This window comes from Photobacterium sp. 53610 (genome assembly GCF_036409375.1).
Lineage (GTDB): Bacteria > Pseudomonadota > Gammaproteobacteria > Enterobacterales > Vibrionaceae > Photobacterium.
Window position 1 is genome coordinate 446,576 of record NZ_JAXOFS010000002.1, and the last position, 15,896, is coordinate 462,471.

General features: G+C 48.0%; 16 protein-coding genes. 11 read left to right on the forward strand and 5 right to left on the reverse strand.

Annotated features, from left to right (window positions below):
* Entirely contained in the window at positions 1–1,524 is a 1,524-nt protein-coding gene (locus tag SPK40_RS08615; protein ID WP_330960163.1) for an FAD/NAD(P)-binding protein, read from the forward strand.
* 175 nt (positions 1,525–1,699) lie between these two features.
* Here the strand turns inward: SPK40_RS08615 and SPK40_RS08620 are convergent, their stop codons facing one another.
* The 4 genes from SPK40_RS08620 to SPK40_RS08635 all read right to left on the reverse strand — a co-directional run bounded on the left by SPK40_RS08620 (position 1,700) and on the right by SPK40_RS08635 (position 6,109).
* Positions 1,700–2,110, reverse strand: coding sequence for a hypothetical protein (locus SPK40_RS08620; protein ID WP_330960164.1), 411 nt, complete (start codon positions 2,108–2,110; stop codon positions 1,700–1,702).
* Positions 2,111–2,377: 267 nt separating this feature from the next.
* Positions 2,378–3,625 carry a threonine--tRNA ligase gene (thrS, locus tag SPK40_RS08625; RefSeq protein WP_330960165.1) on the reverse strand — a complete coding sequence of 416 codons (1,248 nt, stop codon included), beginning with the start codon at positions 3,623–3,625 and terminating at the stop codon, positions 2,378–2,380.
* A gap of 211 nt (positions 3,626–3,836) precedes the next feature.
* Positions 3,837–4,991 (reverse strand): alpha/beta hydrolase, encoded by a 1,155-nt coding sequence (locus SPK40_RS08630; protein WP_330960166.1) that lies wholly within the window; start codon positions 4,989–4,991, stop codon positions 3,837–3,839.
* Between the two features lie 83 nt (positions 4,992–5,074).
* Positions 5,075–6,109, reverse strand: coding sequence for an AraC family transcriptional regulator (locus tag SPK40_RS08635; protein WP_330960167.1), 1,035 nt, complete (start codon positions 6,107–6,109; stop codon positions 5,075–5,077).
* A 191-nt stretch (positions 6,110–6,300) separates the two neighbouring features.
* Between SPK40_RS08635 and SPK40_RS08640 the strand changes: the two genes are divergently transcribed.
* The 6 genes from SPK40_RS08640 to SPK40_RS08665 all read left to right on the forward strand — a co-directional run bounded on the left by SPK40_RS08640 (position 6,301) and on the right by SPK40_RS08665 (position 11,306).
* Positions 6,301–7,575 carry an MFS transporter gene (locus SPK40_RS08640; protein ID WP_330960168.1) on the forward strand — a complete coding sequence of 425 codons (1,275 nt, stop codon included), beginning with the start codon at positions 6,301–6,303 and terminating at the stop codon, positions 7,573–7,575.
* 109 nt (positions 7,576–7,684) lie between these two features.
* Positions 7,685–8,296 (forward strand): flavin reductase family protein, encoded by a 612-nt coding sequence (locus SPK40_RS08645; protein WP_330960169.1) that lies wholly within the window; start codon positions 7,685–7,687, stop codon positions 8,294–8,296.
* A 22-nt stretch (positions 8,297–8,318) separates the two neighbouring features.
* Positions 8,319–9,359, forward strand: a complete 1,041-nt coding sequence (gene cobT, locus SPK40_RS08650; RefSeq protein ID WP_330960170.1) for a nicotinate-nucleotide--dimethylbenzimidazole phosphoribosyltransferase — start codon at positions 8,319–8,321, stop codon at positions 9,357–9,359.
* Complete coding sequence (locus SPK40_RS08655; RefSeq protein ID WP_330960171.1) at positions 9,360–10,139, forward strand: adenosylcobinamide-GDP ribazoletransferase; 780 nt, start codon at positions 9,360–9,362, stop codon at positions 10,137–10,139.
* A 1-nt stretch (position 10,140) separates the two neighbouring features.
* Positions 10,141–10,695 carry a bifunctional adenosylcobinamide kinase/adenosylcobinamide-phosphate guanylyltransferase gene (cobU, locus tag SPK40_RS08660; protein WP_330960172.1) on the forward strand — a complete coding sequence of 185 codons (555 nt, stop codon included), beginning with the start codon at positions 10,141–10,143 and terminating at the stop codon, positions 10,693–10,695.
* Positions 10,692–11,306: a histidine phosphatase family protein gene (locus tag SPK40_RS08665; RefSeq protein ID WP_330960173.1), complete on the forward strand. Its 615-nt coding sequence runs from the start codon at positions 10,692–10,694 to the stop codon at positions 11,304–11,306. Before cobU ends, SPK40_RS08665 begins: the two co-directional genes overlap by 4 nt.
* Positions 11,307–11,384: 78 nt before the next feature.
* Here SPK40_RS08665 and SPK40_RS08670 read toward each other — a convergent pair whose 3' ends face one another.
* On the reverse strand, positions 11,385–12,845 hold the full coding sequence (locus SPK40_RS08670) for an aerolysin family beta-barrel pore-forming toxin (protein WP_248142133.1): 1,461 nt from the start codon (positions 12,843–12,845) through the stop codon (positions 11,385–11,387).
* Between the two features lie 530 nt (positions 12,846–13,375).
* Here SPK40_RS08670 and SPK40_RS08675 point away from each other — a divergent pair.
* From SPK40_RS08675 to SPK40_RS08690, 4 genes are all read left to right on the forward strand, one after another.
* Positions 13,376–13,909: a cupin domain-containing protein gene (locus SPK40_RS08675; RefSeq protein ID WP_248142132.1), complete on the forward strand. Its 534-nt coding sequence runs from the start codon at positions 13,376–13,378 to the stop codon at positions 13,907–13,909.
* 123 nt (positions 13,910–14,032) lie between these two features.
* Positions 14,033–14,476, forward strand: a complete 444-nt coding sequence (locus tag SPK40_RS08680) for a hypothetical protein (protein WP_330960174.1) — start codon at positions 14,033–14,035, stop codon at positions 14,474–14,476.
* Positions 14,477–14,806: 330 nt separating this feature from the next.
* Positions 14,807–15,271 carry a DUF3291 domain-containing protein gene (locus tag SPK40_RS08685; protein WP_330960366.1) on the forward strand — a complete coding sequence of 155 codons (465 nt, stop codon included), beginning with the start codon at positions 14,807–14,809 and terminating at the stop codon, positions 15,269–15,271.
* Positions 15,272–15,372: 101 nt separating this feature from the next.
* Complete coding sequence (locus tag SPK40_RS08690; protein ID WP_248142130.1) at positions 15,373–15,774, forward strand: cupin domain-containing protein; 402 nt, start codon at positions 15,373–15,375, stop codon at positions 15,772–15,774.
* Positions 15,775–15,896 lie beyond the last annotated feature (122 nt).

Sequence of the window (15,896 nt, forward strand, 5' to 3'; positions counted from 1 at the left end):
ATGATGAAACGAATCACGTTAACCCTTGTGGGCGGCGGCGCATCATCACTTGCTTTTCTTGATGCTTTTACCCGTCATTGGAATGTTGTTCAAAACCAGGATGTTGTGATTTTTGTCATGGAGAAAAAAAGTGTATGGGGGGTTGGCAATGCCTATGCTGAGGACAGCCATTCCAACCTGCTCAATACGCAGGCTGGGCTGATATCCGGCATCCCCGGACAACCCGGCGACTTCATGCACTGGCTGAAAGCGCACCCGTTAAAATGGCAGCCGGACTTTCCTGAGCTGAACATTGATGCATCCACCTATGCGCCGCGTGCCCTGTTCGGACGCTACATGCAGGACCGATTCTTCCGTGTGATCCGGCAAGCCGCAGAAAAAAATATTTTCATCGTGACCGTTGCTGCATCTGTCACGTCGATCTGTGCTGACGACGATTCAACCCGGTACATCGTATCCACAGAATGCGGACATCAATTGCCGAGTGATGCGGTGATTCTGGCGTGCGGCACACATACAAAAGTTATGGATAGCGCACAGCAGCAAGGCAAAATCTTTTCCAGTCCGTATCCCGTACGTTCAGTAACCCGTGCCATCAATGAGCATGATAACGTTGTCGTCTTCGGAGCACGACTCAGCGCCATCGACATCGTCGTTGGACTGATAGAACGGGGCCACAAAGGAAAAATACAGTTACGGTCACGGGGAGGCTTTTTCCCTAGCGTGCGGGGAACACAAGGGACGTACCGAAATCAATTTTTATCGCCAGGCTATATTGAACAAAACTTCGAGACATTATCGCTTGCTCATCTGGCACAGCTATTCCATCTCGAACTCAGCCACTATCGGAAAAATTATGAAGATACACCGGAATCGCTGCAGTTTCCCACGCCACCAGTGACTGATTTTCGGTATTACCTCCGAAAAGAAATTGCACTGGCCGATGGCCCCCGGGGCTGGCAGGCGATTCTTTACAGTGCGAACACCGCTCTGGATATTATCCGCCGGAAACTGGCTGAAGAAGACACACGACGCTTCTTCGCTGAAAGCTGGTCCAACGCCATGGCATTGCGGGTCTCGATCCCGAAAGAGAATGCTGAAAAATTGCTGGCAGCGGTTGAATCCGGACAACTGAGCTATCAGACAGGCCCTGATTCAAAAGTTGCTGATTCACCTGCAGATGTTGTTGTGTATGCCACAGGGAATGCCCGCGATCTGACCCAGGCGGACTCCCCTTTATTGCACCACATGTTTGCGTCTGGACTTGCCGTCAGCCACCCTCATGGCGGGTTACAAATCCTCAACGAAACCTATCAGGTGCTTGATCACAGAGGATTCGCGCATCCCAAGATTTTTGCATTGGGTGAAATCACTAACGGCAACTTTTTGTTTACCAGTGCGCTGGATCTGATTGTTGAGCATGGCTCACGATGCGCCATCTCGGTGATTGCTGCTTTAACGCAATCTGAACCACCCACGGAAGATTCCCCCTGGGAGCATGAAGTTGGAAATGAAGTGAGATAAATCGCGCCGTGCAAAACAGGCGGCCTGTGAAAAGCCGCCTGTTTTTTCAATCTAATCCCGATCACAGCTTTCAATCAATAAGAAAAACCGTCCGTCAGCACTTAAGACGAAGCTGTTTTCAACCATTGAAGCTGAAATTTAAAATCAAAGCATTCTTTTCTACAGACATTCATTTCTACAGATTTGCTTTCCATGTTTTTAGTCCATAAAAAAGCGTCAATAGTGGTAAGAACTTCCCGGAAAATATAAAAGTTATCCCTAAAAAAGCGAGAATACCGGCCGCCTTATCCTGATCAGAATACAAACTTAACAATAGACTGGAACTGTAATCCTCTGTTTGGTAGACGAAAAACAGCCCTAATGACTTCAGGCACACTAATAGCAATATCGACAACAGAATGCCCTTGAGACATTTTTTACTTTCAGGAAATTGACTCACTTTCAAAGCATATAAGCACCAAACAGCACTCACTGATAAAACAATATACCCTTCCAGTGAATAGAAAAAACTGAGGAATATCCCACCAAATACTGCAAAATATGAGGCCAAAATTTTTACTTGTTCTTTTTCTTGTACTGATTTCATTTATCCCTGCACTGATTACAATCATAAAAACGTCTCATTTTACGCTGAATGACAGCCAATCGCATCCATCAACCCACAACGCAACACATCAGCATAGCAAGCCAATACTCTGTTCACGAATATCCAAGTATCCGCCAGATACTTGGATATCATTGAGAAACAACCATTTTCACAGCTTTTACCAGACAAAGTCCCTTTTCAGCAGCACTTCTGAAATGAAACAGACGCTTATCTGTTGAGTCTGCGTGTCCGGACACTTTCAGTCATTCAAGCAGTTTTCTGGAAAGCCAACAGTGCTTCCACTAACTTAGATGTCTCTATCGCTGTCACTTTTTTACCACGCCGAAGCGCGACTTGTGCTGTCTCGATTTCCTTTTCTCCGACAATCAGAATGTTGGGGATTTTCATCTTATGAAATCGTTTAATCTTACGGGCAACACTGTTGTGACTGTGATCAGCGATGACGTGCAGACCCGCAGATTCAATCAGCGCCACCAGCGAACCTGCATATTCATCTGCAATTTCACCGACTGTCGCCACTGCGACCGGCACCGGATGAATCCATTCCGGCAATGCGCCCTGAGTCACTTCCAGCAACATGCCAAGCCAGCGTTCAATAGAGCCGTACATGGCCTGATGGAGAATTACCGGGCGTTCTCTTTCACCTTCAGCATTTGCGTAAGCAATATCGAACCGTTCGGGCAGATTAAAGTCGAGCTGAATTGTGCCGCATTGCCATTCCCGGCCAACATTATCTGTCAAAGCCAGTTCAATCTTGGGACCATAGAATGCGCCTTCACCCACCTGTAATTCATAATCCAGTGATTGAGCCTGACAGCCCTCCATCAGAATTTGTTCTGCCTGTTGCCACAGCGCTCCATGGCCCAATGCCGCTTCCGGCCGAGTGGAGATTTTGACGGATAACTGCTGATACCCATACTGGCTGTAGACGAGCTGGGCGCGTTTCAGAAATTGGCCGACTTCATCTTTGGCCTGCGACCAGGCACAGAACACATGCGCATCATCCTGAGTAAACTGCCGCAGACGCAGACAACCATTCAGCGAGCCGGACGATTCATTCCGGTGAACCAGTCCGAACTCAAACAACTTCACCGGCAGATCGCGATAGCTGTGTACCCCGCGTTTGAACAGCAAAATGTGCGCCGGACAAGACATCGGTTTCAGAGCATAATCCAGCTCATTTTCCTGATCACCGCCGAAAAACATATTCTCGCCAAACATCGACAGGTGCCCAGATGTCTGCCACAGATCCTTTTTCAGAAACTGAGGCGTCCGCACTTCCTGAAACCCATGGGATTGATAAAGATTCCGGATGTGATCCTGAATGCTTTGAAATAAACGCCAGCCGTTCGGATGCCAGAAGATCATACCCGGACCTTGTTGCTCAGAATGAAACAGGTCAAGTTGTTCTGCAATTTCGCGATGTGATTTCATGAGTTTCTTTCCTTCTTCAGGTTTGTGAAACTCTGAGCGAAACGCGGGGGGATATAACAATAAAAAAACCCTCTGGCGAATCGCTCAGAGGGTTTGAAAAATCTTGTGTCGTGCCTACCCCCCGAACAACCTGCTGGTTTCGGTGGTGGTGGTTTGTTGAACTGGCTTCGCCAGTGGAGAAATTAATTTGATCTTCATCATGTTGTTTTTTCTATCAGACTCAATTTTGAAATGCAAATGAATTCTGTTGCATCCAGTCATTCAGTACCGGTTATTTCACCTCGAGCGTCAGCGCTTCATGTTCCGGCCAGACCAGATCGGTATCTTTCAGATAATGACCAAAAAATGTCGCCATACTCTGCTTCTTGATCTGGTGCATTTGGTCAATATCAATTCCTGACGGATAACCAACAACCCAGCGGTTCTGATCCATAAAATCACTGTGGGTCGTATGGGCGATGGTCAGCAGATAAGTCTCGTGGCCGTTATCAGCAAACGCCTCAGCTAACGTCTGCTCTGGCGTTTGCATGAGCAATAATGGTTTATTGAGTGGCTGTTCGCGCACCTTCCCCAGCAACAAGCCATCCATATTTGCACTGGCAACACAGGCTGCGATTTGCGCACAACTGTTCATCGCTGCCGACCCGCCCAGACTGTAGCCCAGCGTGCCTATCCGGGTGTCATCCAGCTGATAGTCAAATAATTCCGGATGCCACGTCAGCCACTGATAAACATAAAAAACATCATGAATAATTTGCGGCGCGATCACCTGATCAAAATAGGCAAAGCCCTTATCCGTGTCTACATCATCCGAGTCTTCTGGCACATAAGCGCTGATCGCGCTGCCATCCTGGAAACTGGCAATCCCGGATATATATGTATGGTTGATAGACACGACAACATAACCCCGGCTGGCAAGGTCTTCGAGCAATTCGGTATTATCCACTTCAAATAAAAACGCACCATGAGAATAGATCAGAACCGGCCAGCCCGTACCCGACTCGGGGGGCGCGATTTGTGCATTCGCCCGTGACCAGGACAGGATACTGCTTAACTCAAATTGATTGGGATGAATGGGTTTATCTTCGGGACGAACACGTTCCAGATAACTAATCTGATGTCCCCACGAATCAAAATATCCCTGATACTGACCCGAGTTCTCTTGTGTCGGGTAAAACACTTTTACAGGCAGACGGCGTGTTGTCTCAGGAACCGGGCTCATCCCATCAGGTCCGGCATCCAGTAAATCGAAGGCTTTCACGCCAACCCGATATGGGCCGCCCGGCGCCGGATACACATGTGCCGCAGCGTTTTTCCCCTGATTTTCTTCCGGTGTTTTCTCTGTCGTGTTGTCATCTGAATGACACCCCGCCAGTCCCCATAAAACGACGATCATACAAGTTCGGAAAAGTAATTTGGGTTTCATGGTCATCTCCTTATTCAGAAACTCCAGAATAAGAAGAACCCTGTAAAAAGCGTCCGATTGGGTGAATCAGACGTCCGAATTCGCTAATTCGGACTTTGAATCCGAGCTTTATACTGCGATGGTGTGCATTGCTGATACTTCTTAAACGCCGCATTAAAGGTTGATTTCGAATTAAAACCGGCTTCAAAAGCCATTTCCAGCACCGGTCTGGACGGTCGTTTTAACAGCAATTCACACACATGCGTAATTCGCCGCTCATTCACCAGATCATAAAATTTGACGCCCAGAACCTGATTGATCGCCTGGGTCAGCAAATAAGGTTTCACGCCCAGTTCCTGCGCCAGTGATGACAGGCTGATATCCGCATTCAGGAAATATTGCCGTTCATCCATAATTGCCAGAATGTCGTGACTGATTGCCTGCATCAATGCATCAGGCTGTGCTTCTGATTTATCCAGATCGGGGCCGGCCATAACCTCAAACTGAAGCAGACCAGGATGAATCAGCAGACAACAGGTGATGACAAAAAGCACCAGCGATATCGCCAGATGCGGCAGCGGCAATTGCGTATTCACACTGGCCTGAGGCACCACCATCGCGACTGCCAGTAACAGGCTGAAGCTGATTCCCCAAAGCACCACCAGATTGGCTTGTGACAACTGAGCCTGAAACAACATTTGCTGCGAATGATATCGCCAGATCAGTCGCATGCCTGCCGCGCTGTAACCCAGATAAAACACCACCAGCAACCCGGCTGCCAGATAATGTCGCATCACCGGCTGGATTTCAGCCGGTGACCAGAGCAAATCCGCACACAGCAGACTCATAACAACGAGCGGAACGAAATGAATGCCATCCCGTCGTGTGACTGATTTTCCGGTAATACACTGGCGGATAAAAAGTAAAAAGAGTACCGGATAGAGCACGGGCCACATCATATTCAGGCGCGATGTCAGCCAATGTTCATGCCATGCCAGCAACAGACTCAAATCGATTGCAAAACACAGATGAATCACGGCCAGCAGCCAAAACGATCCCTGCTCCCGGCTTTTCTTCACTAAAAAAATACCAAGAACGATACTTTGAATGATTCCCGCGACAAGAATTGCAGTCACCATGACAGCCTCCATCACATACTGTTTATTCCTTTGACCGACTGATTATGAACAGAAAAGGCGTCGATAACTGTGACAGTTTGAGTCTTATGCACCCGATTGATTTATTGATATGATGTCGCCCTTCAATGAAAGCAGGAACACCGGCCGAAAAAATATGGCTTCGGCTTTGTCTCACGGAAAAGGAACTCCGATTGATTTATAAACGCCTGATTGAATTACTCTCGCCGTACAAAGGATTGCCGGGAGATATCTATTCTATTGCCGTCGCACGATTCATTCTTGGTCTTGGAAATTTCATTATTCCGTTTATGACCCTCTTACTGACTCAAAAGCAGGGCTATTCCACGACGATTGCCGGTACGCTGGTCATGATTGTCACCGGGACATATATGATGGGGGGATTAATTGGCGGGAAACTCTCAGACACCTATGGTCATAAACGCACCATGGTCTGGGGGGAGTTATTCGGCGCACTGGTGTTACTGGTTTGCGGGTTCTTTTCCGAACACCACGTGATTGCTCCCGCGCTCATGTTTCTTGCTTATTTCTTTATCGGTATTGCCTTGCCAGCCAGCAACGCATTGGTTGCAGACCATTCCAACCCACAGAACCGGGATGCGGTGATGTCGCTCAGCTACCTTGCTTATAATCTGGGTTCTGCCGTCGGCCCCGTGGTCGCCGGCTACCTCTTCTGGCATCACACCGCCTGGATCTACTGGGGGAACGGCTTCGCTGTACTGATCGGCATTCTTATCGTGATGTACCGCGTCAGTGACGAGCATCATACCACCGAAAACACTGAACTTTCTGCATTGGAACAAGCAACTGACAGCTCGGTATGGACTGTATTTCGCGAACGTCCGAGACTGCTGGTCTTTGGCGGACTCTGTACACTACTCTGGTTCGCACTGAATCAGATGACGATGACCGGCCCTTTGTATTTCAGTCATGTGTTCGTACAGGATGGCGCGGTCTTATTCGGACAACTCATGACGTTTGCCAGTGTCGTCGTTGTGGTTGCCACCCCGTTACTGATGCGGCTCACCAGCAATCAAAGTGAACTCAGCAGTCTGGCAATTGCCGGGGGACTATTCGCCATCGGCTATGCCATGATCATGCAATGGACAGCTGTCTGGGTGATCTTTTTCGCCTGGTTCCTGTTATCTGCCGCCGAAGTCTTCCTGCTGACGAAAGAAGGAGTCTATCTGGCAAACCATTCGCCCAGCAGTCACCGAGGACGGATCAGCGGTATTTTGATCACGATCCGAAACATTGGATTGATGCCTACATATGTCTTCATCGGTGCCTATATTCAAAGTAATGGTTATACAAATGCTTGGATGATGATTATCAGCGTGGCAGCTCTGGCTGCGACAGGGTTCTGGCTGCTTTCGTTGCAACAACGGTCAGCACAAGAGTCAACCGCGTCCCCTGCGGCAATCGTTCCGACGGAAGATGGACACTGATACGTCAGATTCAGGCATCGGATGCTATTTCTAATAAATAGATCAATCACTTTGCTTTCAAAGCAAAGCGGCAGGTACACTGCATGAAACATTGAACATGGAAGCCACAATGAATATTGACGTTTCAACCATGGCGCCCAGCCATATTTATCATCTGATGACCCAAACCATCGTCCCTCGCCCGGTGGCCTGGGTTCTGACCGATGCAGGTGATGCAAATTACAACCTGGCGCCATTTTCATATTTCACGGCCGTTTCCAGCAATCCGCCCCTGCTCATGCTCTCCGTCGGCAAGAAACCCAACGGTGACATCAAAGACACCACGCGCAATGTCATGGCGACGGGCCGTCTCGTGATTCATATCGCTCCGGCAGAACTGGGGGAACAGGTCACGGCGACCTCTGCAACCTTGGATCACCGAGTCTCTGAAGTGGAAACCAATCAGATTGAGCTGGCGGAATTTCAGGGATTCGAACTGCCGCGTGTTGCAGCCTGTCCGGTTGCATTCGGCTGCACACTCTTTGAAATCAAAGAGATTGGCAACACCCCGCAAAGCCTGATTTTCTCTGAAATTGAGCAGATCTATCTGGATGAAAACATGATTGACCGCAACAGTGAACGACTCAAGATAGATGCGCTCAAACTTGATCCGATTTCTCGCCTTGGTGGATCGGAATACGCCCGGCTGGGCGATGTATTCACCGTAAAACGTCCTGATTAATCCAACAGCAGAGCACGCAAATATGACCTTAGATAATCGCCATACCTCAACCATTCAAGAACGCATCGACCAAAAAACGAAACCCACAGGTTCACTGGGACAACTCGAATCCACGGCTTTACAGCTTGCACTGATTCAAAGTCAGGGACAGCAGAACGCTGTCCGTCAGATTCACCTGAATCAGCCGACGATGCTGCTGTTTGCCGGAGATCACGGCATTGCGAAAGAAGGTGTCAGCATTGCTCCGAGTGAAGTCACACAGCAAATGGTGCTGAATTTTCTTGCCGGAGGTGCGGCGATTAACCAGTTTTGCCGGTTAAATGCGATCGACCTGAAGGTCATTGACTGCGGGATTCTGCTGCCGGTCGATACCGACAATCCAAATTTCATTTTGCAGCGTCTGGGGACCAGAACCCAGAATCTTGCCCAGCAGGCGGCTATGACTGAAGCGCAGGTCGCACAGGGGCTGGAACTGGGGGGTGCAATTGCACGACAAACCATCGAATCTGGCTGTAATTTACTGATGTTTGGTGAGATGGGCATTGGGAATACCAGTAGTGCTTCTGCACTTCTGGCTGCGCTCAGCCAAACCGACGTCGCCTATTGTGTCGGAAAAGGCACAGGCATTAACGATGCGCAGCTGCTGAACAAAGTCAGCCTGATTCGTCAGGGCGTTACCCGATATGCTGAAAACGGAGAACCTGATGCATTCAGAGCGCTGGCTGAGCTGGGCGGTTTTGAAATTGTTCAGATGGTCGGTGCTTTTCTTGCCGCCAGTGAGCAGCGTGTCCCTGTACTCGTCGACGGGTTCATTGTGTCTGTCGCCGCTTATATCGCAACGCTGCTCAATCCGGATGCACGGGATATCATGATTTTTGCGCACCGTTCTGAAGAACAGGGACACCAGAAAGTGTTAGCCCTGCTGGAAGCTGTGCCATTACTGGATTTGGGATTGCGACTGGGTGAAGGCACCGGGGCTGCTCTGGCATATCCGCTCCTGCAGGCCAGCGCTGAATTTTACAATCACATGGCCAGTTTTGCCGATGCCGGAGTGACGGTATAAATGTTCAGCCTTCGCTATCAGGCGCAACTGTTTTGTCTGGCGGTTTCATTTTTCAGCCGCCTGCCGATTCCGGCATCGACGCCCTATTCGGACGAACGTATGAACCGTGCAGGGCGATATTTTGCTTTAGTCGGACTGTTGCTGGGCACTCTTTGCGCGGCCATCTATTCGGTGGCCGCTCACTGGTTTCCCGCACAGATTGCGGTTTTTCTCGTCATGGTCTGCAGTTTAATGCTGACGGGTGCCTTTCATGAAGACGGTCTGACCGACATGGCAGATGGTATCGGTGGCGGCATGACCACAGAACGCCGCCTGACCATCATGAAAGACAGCCGTATCGGTACCTATGGCGCTGCTACCCTGATCATGGCTTTGCTGGGCAAGTTCATCATGCTCAGCTATCTGGCCACAGAAACAGGACTGGTTGAAGTATTGATCGTCGCCTACACGCTCAGCCGTGCTGTGGCGGCAACGCTGATTTTTGATATGCGTTATGTCAGCGAATCTGACACCAGCAAAAGCAAACCACTTGCCAATGCCCAGACGGTTCCTGAACTCCTCTGCCTGATTGCAACGGGTGCACTGGTCTGCCTGTTCTTCACGCCTCAGTCAGCAATCGCCCTGCTCATCACTGCCGGGTTGTTTCGCTTCGCTTTTAAAGCCTGGCTGAATACAAGACTTGGCGGATTTACCGGGGATTGCCTTGGCGCAGCGCAGCAGTTGATGGAGCTGTTGATCTACCTGATCCTGATTGCCTCCGTCCATCATCAGGGAGGGTAACATGGCGATCATGTCAAAGATCAGTCTGGTCCTGGGCGGAGCGCGCTCAGGCAAATCATCCTTTGCAGAAAAACTGGCACAGCAAAAACTGAGCCCGGGTAAATCACTGCATTATGTCGCCACTGCAACAGCATTTGATGAAGAGATGCAGGCGCGAATCCAACATCATCAGCAACAAAGGGGCGATCATTGGATTGAGCATGAATGTCCGCTGGCATTGCCCGCACTGCTCAGCATCCTGACGTCTGATGATGTCGTGCTGATCGAATGTCTGACGCTGTGGCTCAATAACCTGATTTTTTCACTGGGAGAAAGGTGCAGTCAGGACACATTGGAAGAACAGATTGCGGAGCTTATGGATGCAGTCAGGACCTGTCCTGCGGAGCTGATTTTTGTCTCGAACGAAGTCGGTCTCGGCATCGTTCCGCTGGGTGAAATCAGTCGTTATTTCGTCGACAATGCCGGCCGCATGAATCAGCAGATTGCCGCCATCGCTGAGGACGTCACCTTTGTTGCTGCAGGACTACCGCTGAAGCTGAAAGAGGCGTCAAAGTGACAACATTCACCATCACGCTCGTCCGGCACGGGAAAGTCAACGGACCGGCGGCTTTATACGGCTCAACAGATGTTGATGTTCGTGAAGACATCAATCAGGCCATCGCCAGTAAAATCAGACATCAGCCTATTTCTTTCGAAACCGTTATCAGTTCGCCGCTGCGTCGCTGTTGGTCGCTTGCCAACCAGTTGGACACAGAGCAGCCATTGATCTCCGAACCCGGATTTCAGGAAATGCACTTCGGTCGGCTTGATGGCATCCCCTTTGACCTGGTCACAAAAGACAGCCCTGAATGGCAGCAACTGGAGCAGTTCTGGCAAAACCCGGCCAGTACCCGTTTGCCGGAAGCCGAAACGCTTGAAGACTTTTACCAGCGCGTCTCGGATTGCTGGTCTCAACAAATTGCACGGCTGAAGGGGAATGTGCTAATTGTCACCCACGGCGGTGTGATTCGTGCCATTCTTGCCGACGTGCTCGGCCTCGACTGGCGAAATCCGGCCTGGTATTCAGGCTTATCCATCAGCAATGGCAGCATCACACAGATTCAGGTGACGCATTACGACAACCAGATGTATTTTGCCGTCAAACAAATTGGTTCGGTGCTGAACTGACAAATCACAATCATTAAAAAACCGGAAACCACGCGGTGGCTTCCGGTTGTTCTTACAAAAGAGGCTGATTTAACTCAATTAAACGCCTGTACTTTCTTTTCTCACAGAGACCTGGACATCAGTCAGACCTGCGTCTTCCAGCTGATCTTTGATGCTTTTCTCCATGGTCGCCATGTTGCTGTCGCCTTGCGGCAGCGGAATTTCTTCAAAGTACAGTTCACCAGTGAACTGATCTTCTGCGTAGAACTGACCTTTGATTCTGGCTTTCTTCGGTGACAACACTTTACCCAGCCAGTAACGGGTGTCGTAAGAACCCGCATTTTGCGCGATCCAGTTCCAGTCCCAGGTTTTGTTCATGCCCGTGATATCACGGTGATCCCACTGGAATTCCAGACTCTTCTCTTGACCTGCAAAACGGCCAATCGCAAAGGTCGTGCTGAAATCAGGTCTGTCTTCCGGATGCCACAGCAGACCATTGCCTGACCAGCGCATGAAGCCGTCGAAGCCCAGCTCATAAGACACATCGGCATCGAACACGTACGGGTAAGAAATATCAGCACGATACACATTCAGCAGCACTTTCAGTGCACTGTTCGCAGGCACGGTCGGTCTGGCCTGAATGGTCACGCGGTTGCTTTCTTCACCGCCGCTGGTACTGCCCCACCCTTGTGTCGCGCCAATAGTGACCTGAATCGACTTATCCACACCACCTGTCACGTTCGGGCTTTTAAACGTACTGCTCACTGCAACACTTTCACTGAAACTGTAGCTGTTGTTTTGTGACCAGCTTGTCGAGGTGTTGTAGCTGATATCGATCACATACTGCTGCTCAATACTGGTTTTATTGATCGCCGTCGACGAAATGGTATTCACCAGTTTACTGTTCGAATTCACAACAGAACCATCGACTTTAAAAGACTTCGGATCCATGGTGTACGAGAAGTTTTTGACCGAAATGGTGCTCATATCCTGACAACGGTACCCTTCACACGGGCCATCATTCCCACGGATCTTCCACGCATTTGCATTGCTGTCCCACCAGACTTTCATGTCTTCACCGACCTGAGAACCTTTCGGACCGCCAACCCAGGCATAACCCATATGGTGTGCCAGGTATGCGGCAGGCAGAATGAAATTATCCTGATCATTGACCAGCGTCCATTCAACCCGCTCTTTCGAGCCCTCATCAATGGTGACAGAAGGGAAAGTTAAAATGTTGGTTTCTGCATTCAACGGATAACAGGCTGTATGATCAGCGCTGCCTTCCTTGATTTCACCCTGATAACCCGGGCCCATGATGATCCAGCCATCAGCCAGCGTGACATAAGACCATTTGCCGATTTTATTCATGATCGAATCGCGGAAACGCAATGCTTCAGCACGTGTTACCGGTCTGAAATCCGCTTTACAAACTTCAGGCCCAAGGTTGTAGTGAATTTCTACTTCCTCAGGATAGAAAGCACTGGTTTCCAAAGCAGCCGCGGCTGAAATGTGACCAAATGGTATTAAAAATATGAAAGGTGCTATTTGTTTTTTCATTTTTGCCTTCTTGTTCATTGTTATTTTTGTATCAATAAATTCGCACAAGCCAATGAATAATACATTGTGCACATATGCATTAACTCTTATACCAACCCAATGTTTTTCGAGTCAACAAAATATTTATCCTCCAAAAACTTTATTATGTTAATGAAATAATCTGAAATAATTGTTGATTTATTTATCTTAAAATTCAGATATTATAAAAACATAATAATTAGTTTTATATTTAACCCAATAAAACCGACAACAAACAAACATAAAAACAAACAGTTAACTCATCATTGCATATAGAACGCTCGGTTTGTTTAGGACATAAAACCAATTCAAAATGTTAAATTTTAAATAGTAAATCCAAAAACCACGTTGAAAATTCATCTTAACCAGAATAAAAACCTGACACCATAATTGTGATCTGACGTAGACTTTTCCACTCCGTAACCATCTTCCCATGCTTATGCATTGTTTCTAAAAAATAATCGGATCAACTGATTTTCATACTAAATCACTTGATAAACAAAACTTCTCTGTTGTTCATTCTGGTCTATGCTGTAAAAGCCATTCAATTAACAAGGATATATATAATGAATAAATGCCTGCTGACAAGAGAGAATATTGAGGCTTTCGAGGGCATCGAAAAAACCCACTTTCTGAACCCTAAGGCCCAGCGTGTAAATAAGTCACTTGGTGATCTGACCGGACTGACCGGGATTGGAGTTCACTTGATTGAAGTTCAGCCTGGCATGCTAACCACAGAATTTCATCGCCATTATTTTGAAGATGAATGTGTCTATATTCTCGAAGGCACAGCCGAGGCCAGAATCGGAAAGCACTATTACTCGGTCAGCGCCGGGGATTTTATCGGCTACAAAGCCGGCGGCGAAGCACATAGTCTTTTGAACACTGGCCACACAGTTCTGAAATGTCTGGTCATCGGCCAACGCCTTCCACATGATGTTGCTGATTATCCGGATTTAGGTAAAAGAATATACCGAAATCAGGAGATGGCCTGGAATCTGGTTGATATCTCAAAGATCGAAATGCCTGATGCCGGAAAGAAATAAAAAGATATGGAGTACATCTCTATCCACTGACGAACTGATCCCATCTTGGGGAACAGTATACTTTTCATGAGATTACATATGCGCTATAAATTGAGCTCCACACTCAAAATAAAAAGGTTTTTTATGCTAAAAATCATTAGTTTAGCAACAATTCTATTGGCTTCTTTTACTCTTTCCGCTACAACTTTAGACTCACTAAAAAGTGTCCCGGCCAGTCAGTACGATGTTGGTAAACTCAAACTTGAAATTGCGGCAATGATATTAACTGAAAAGTTAAAAGGTGAAAGAGTGGGTAAAACGAAGTTCGATGTCAAAAAGTTCAGTGTTGTCGAAAGTAACGAGAAACTTTCGTTCGTAAGTACCCTGACAGGACGAGCGAAGTACATCGACAAAGATCAATGCGCCTCATTACAATCTCAAATCTCTAACACCCCACTTTTTTCAGGATTATTCAAAGGAGCGTGGCCTGGCCTATCTGATGAAAGTTACCAAAAGTTATCTGAAGAGCTGAAGTTTTCTGTGATACTCATGTCAGAGGAAAATAATAGTTTTAAAGTACAGTGCTAACTCGCTCATAACAACAGATAGACAGGGCTGTTCTCAAAGCTTCACAGTACCTGTCTCTTCCACTCTCATAACCATCTGAACATTATCCACACAGTTCTGAAGTGTCTGGTCATCGGCCAACGCCTTCCACATGATGTTGCTGATTATCCGGATTTAGGTAAAAGAATATACCGAAATCAGGAGATGGCCTGGAATCTGGTTGATATCTCAAAGATCGAAATGCCTGATGCCGGAAAGAAATAACAGTCTACTCATTTCAGGAAGCATGTGTTCAAATCTTTATTTGAAAGAACAAATCTGCGCTCGTCTATCTTAAATCACGGAGGAAAGATGAAACTTGCACAACTGAATATTGCGCTTTCTAAATATCCGATGGATGCTCCTGAAATCAAAGACTTTGTTGATAACCTTGAACCGGTCAACAGCATTGCGGATCAAAGTGATGGCTTTGTCTGGCGGCTGCAAGATGACTCTGGAGATGCCACCAGCATCAATGCCTTTGATAATCCCGATATGCTGATCAATATGTCAGTATGGGACTCTGTGGATGCACTCAAAAATTTTATGTTCAGGACACATCACCGCGAGATCATGCGACGTAAAAGTGAATGGTTCTATCGTTCTGCCGAGGATACCTATGTGCTGTGGTGGATTGCTGACAATCATATCCCCACGATAGAAGAAGCAAAGCAGCGTCTCGATTACCTGAGACACAATGGTGACAGCCCTTATGCGTTCACCTTCAAAAGCAACTATACCCCGGAAGACGCTGCCGCCTTCAAACTGGAAGTCTGATCCCATCGTTTCAGGAGATCACAGCGGCAGCCGACCCTTCAGCTATGCTTATGGCATGAGACTGATTTTAAGACTCTCTTAGTTCAGAGAAAGGAATCCACATGTCAGATAAGCAGCCGCTGGACCTGAAATCGACCTGTCTCCGCTTACGCAGCGACGCCAGCATCGAACCCTTAACCATTGATGATACCTTCTGGCCCCGTCTGATGGCCGGGCAACTGGGCGATTTTCATCACGAGTATCTCGTCAGCCTATACGATTTCTCGGAAGACTGGCCCAGCAGTGAAGTGCACCCGAAAGGTGATGAAGTCGTGATTCTGCTGGCTGGCGCAGCAACATTTTTCCTTGAATATCCGGAAGGTGTTCAGGAAGTTGCCTTACATGAGCCCGGTTCCTTTGTTTTTGTACCGCAAGGCACCTGGCATACGGCAAAAATCAAGTTATGGGCACGCATGTTGTTTATTACGGCCGGTGAAGATACCCAGCATCGACCGCACAAATAAAATCAAAACATCAGGGCACGCAACGTGCCCTTTTCACTTTCCGAAGATTCCATACCGGAAATTCATGACCGCGCTTCGCTTCCCCCTGTATCCGACTGCATCACTGGGCTCAAATTCATTCT